Origin of the sequence: Dietzia sp. DQ11-38-2 (genome assembly GCF_014145055.1) — a bacterium.
GTDB lineage: Bacteria > Actinomycetota > Actinomycetes > Mycobacteriales > Mycobacteriaceae > Dietzia.
This window is the reverse complement of record NZ_JAALDW010000034.1, coordinates 1-3,102: the sequence shown is the minus strand read 5'-3', so window position 1 is coordinate 3,102 and position 3,102 is coordinate 1. Positions and strand designations below refer to the sequence as shown.

General features: G+C 70.6%; 4 protein-coding genes. All 4 read left to right on the top strand.

Going from position 1 to position 3,102, the window contains the following annotated elements:
- Window positions 1-241: copper transporter (locus G6026_RS01540; protein ID WP_182612047.1), on the top strand; the 241-nt coding region annotated here is incomplete at its 5' end.
- A gap of 82 nt (window positions 242-323) precedes the next feature.
- The gene (locus G6026_RS01535) at window positions 324-2,129 is read left to right on the top strand and encodes a CTP synthase (RefSeq protein WP_231750585.1); all 1,806 of its coding nucleotides are present in this window, start codon (window positions 324-326) and stop codon (window positions 2,127-2,129) included.
- A gap of 6 nt (window positions 2,130-2,135) precedes the next feature.
- Window positions 2,136-2,705, top strand: a complete 570-nt coding sequence (locus G6026_RS01530) for an NUDIX hydrolase (RefSeq protein ID WP_107756359.1) — start codon at window positions 2,136-2,138, stop codon at window positions 2,703-2,705.
- 54 nt (window positions 2,706-2,759) lie between these two features.
- Window positions 2,760-3,102 (top strand): site-specific integrase (locus G6026_RS01525; RefSeq protein WP_182612046.1); only part of this gene is annotated, 343 nt, incomplete at its 3' end.

Here is a 3,102-nt window from a genome sequence, read left to right as displayed (position 1 = left end):
GGGCGCGGGGACGGTCGTGTCGGCCGAACTCACGGGCACGCAGGGGTACGACGCGGTGACCGTACTGCGGTCCTCCGGGGAGGACGGGGTCTCGACCGTCGACTCCGCGGGTTCCGACTCGGGCCGCCTGGCGACGGGACTCGCGCTCGCGGAGCAGCTCGCACGAGGCCAGGGTCACTACGGTCTGCGTCCGGACGCGACCGCGGCGGTGCCGTCGCTCCCCACCGCGCCTGCGCGGTGATAGCCTGAAGCCCCGTGGGGTGCACCGGAGCCACACCAGCATTCATCCATTCCGGCGTCTGGACACGGGAGTCCCCTTGGCACTGAACCGAGCCGCGTCGCGGTCCGCGACCAAGCACATCTTCGTCACCGGTGGCGTGGCGTCGTCGCTGGGTAAGGGGCTGACCGCCTCCAGCCTGGGGCAGCTCCTCACCGCGCGCGGACTGCGCGTGACCATGCAGAAGCTCGACCCGTACATCAACGTGGACCCGGGCACCATGAACCCGTTCCAGCACGGTGAGGTGTTCGTCACCGAGGACGGCGCGGAGGCGGACCTCGACCTGGGGCACTACGAGCGCTTCCTCGATCGCGACCTGAGCGCCAACGCCAACGTGACGACCGGACAGGTCTACTCCGCGGTGATCGCCAAGGAGCGTCGCGGCGAGTACCTGGGGGACACCGTCCAGGTGATCCCGCACATCACCGACGCGATCAAGGAGCGCATCATCGCGATGGGCGCGCCCGACGAGCAGGGGCGCCGCCCGGACGTCGTGATCACCGAGGTCGGCGGCACCGTCGGCGACATCGAGTCGCAGCCCTTCCTGGAGGCCTGTCGGCAGGTCCGCCACGAGGTCGGGCGCGAGAACATCTTCTTCCTCCACGTGTCGTTGGTTCCGTATCTCGCGCCGTCGGGCGAGCTCAAGACCAAGCCCACCCAGCACTCCGTGGCGGCGCTCCGGTCCATCGGCATCGTCCCGGACGGTCTGGTCCTGCGCTGCGACCGTGAGGTGCCGGACGGGTTGAAGTCCAAGATCGCGCTCATGTGCGACGTCGACCTCGAGGGCGTCGTCTCGACCCCTGACGCGCCCAGCATCTACGACATCCCCAAGGTCCTCTTCGGTGAGCACCTCGACACCCACGTCATCCGCAAGCTCAATCTGCCCTTCCGGGACGTCGACTGGACGGTGTGGGGCGAGCTGCTCAGGCGTGTGCACGAGCCCCGCGAGGAGGTCGAGATCGCCCTGGTCGGCAAGTACATCGACCTGCCCGACGCCTACCTCTCGGTGACCGAGGCCCTGCGCGCGGGTGGCTTCGCCCACCGGGCGCGGGTCAACATCCGGTGGGTGGAATCCGACGCCTGCGTGACCGAGGCCGGCGCGCGGGAGGCACTCCGGGGAGTCGACGGCATGCTGATCCCCGGCGGCTTCGGCATCAGAGGGATCGAAGGCAAGCTCGGCGCGATCTCGTGGTCCCGCAGGAACGGGATCCCGTTGCTGGGTCTGTGCCTGGGACTGCAGTGTTCGGTGATCGAGGCGGCCCGGTCGGTGGGACTCGAGGGCGCGTCCTCGACGGAGTTCGAGCCCGACACCGAGCACCCGGTGATCTCCACGATGGCGGACCAGGTCGACGCCGTGGCGGGCAACGCCGATCTGGGGGGCACCATGCGACTGGGCGCGTACCCGGCGGTCCTGAGCAGGGGGTCGCTGGTCGCCGAGGCGTACGGCGCCACCGAGATCTCCGAACGGCACCGGCACCGGTTCGAGGTCAACAACGCCTACCGGGACAGGATCGCCGAGTCCGGGCTCCGCTTCTCCGGCACGTCTCCCGACGGCCACCTGGTCGAGTTCGTCGAGTACCCGCGGGAGCAGCACCCGTTCTTCGTCGCCACGCAGGCGCATCCGGAGTACAAGTCGCGGCCCACCCGCCCGCACCCGTTGTTCGTCGCCTTTATCAAGGCGGCGCTGGACTACGAGAACGAGATGCGGCTGCCGGTCGAACCGTGGCGGGCCGACCAGTCGGGGGAGCCCGCTCCGGCGACCGTCGCCGCGCCGGACGCCGGGACGTCCAGTGTCCGCGTCGATGACGTCGACGCCGAGCTGACCTCCGACGCCCGCGCGGACGGGAGCTGATCACCGGTGGCCGACTCCGGCGCCCCCGGGTCGCACGACTACCGGACCGTCGCCAGCCGGGAGATCTTCGACGGCCGGATAGTCCGGTTGCGCGTGGACACCCTCACGATGCCGGGCGGGGGGACCGCCGAGCGTGAGATCTGCGGGCACGATGACGCCGTCGCGGTGATCGCGCTCGATGACGCCGATCGGATCACGCTGGTCCGTCAGTACCGCCACGCGGTGGGGGAGCGACTCTGGGAGCTGCCGGCGGGGTTGTGCGACGTCGAGGGGGAGCAGCCCGTGGAGACCGCACGCCGTGAGCTGGTCGAAGAGGCCGGGGTGGAGGCGCGGTCCTGGGAGCCGGTCATCTCGATCGTCCCGTCACCGGGCTTCTGCACCGAACGCGTCCACGTGTTCCTCGCCACGGAGCTCAGTGAGGTGGACCGTCCGGAGGCCCATCACGAGGAGGCGGATATGGAGGTCACGCGTATCCCGTTCCCCGACGCCGTGGACGCCGTGTTGGACGGGCGCATCGTCAACGGCATCGCCGTGGCCGGGATCCTCGCCGCACGGGCGATGCTCGCCGGGCGCTGACCGGGCGCCAGCGATGATGCCGGCCGCTGCCCTGATGACGCCGTCCGTACCGCGATGACACGTCACGACGGCGCTGCGGTCCAGATCCGCGGATACCTCGACCACCTCGCCGTCGAACAGGGGGCCTCCGCCCACACCCTCGCCGCCTACCGGCGTGACCTGGAGAAGTACCGGCTCTACCTGTCGGAGGCGGGGGTCGAGGATCTCGGGGCCGTGACCGAATCGCATGTCGAGGAGTTCCGGGTGCGGCTCGCCACCGCCGACCCGGACGTCGGCAGGAGAGCGCTCGCGCCCAGTTCGGTCGCCCGTGCGCTCGCCGCGGTCCGGGGACTGCACCGGTTCGCCACCAGGGACGGCGTGACCCGTGTCGACGCCGCGGCTGCCGTGACCCCCCCGC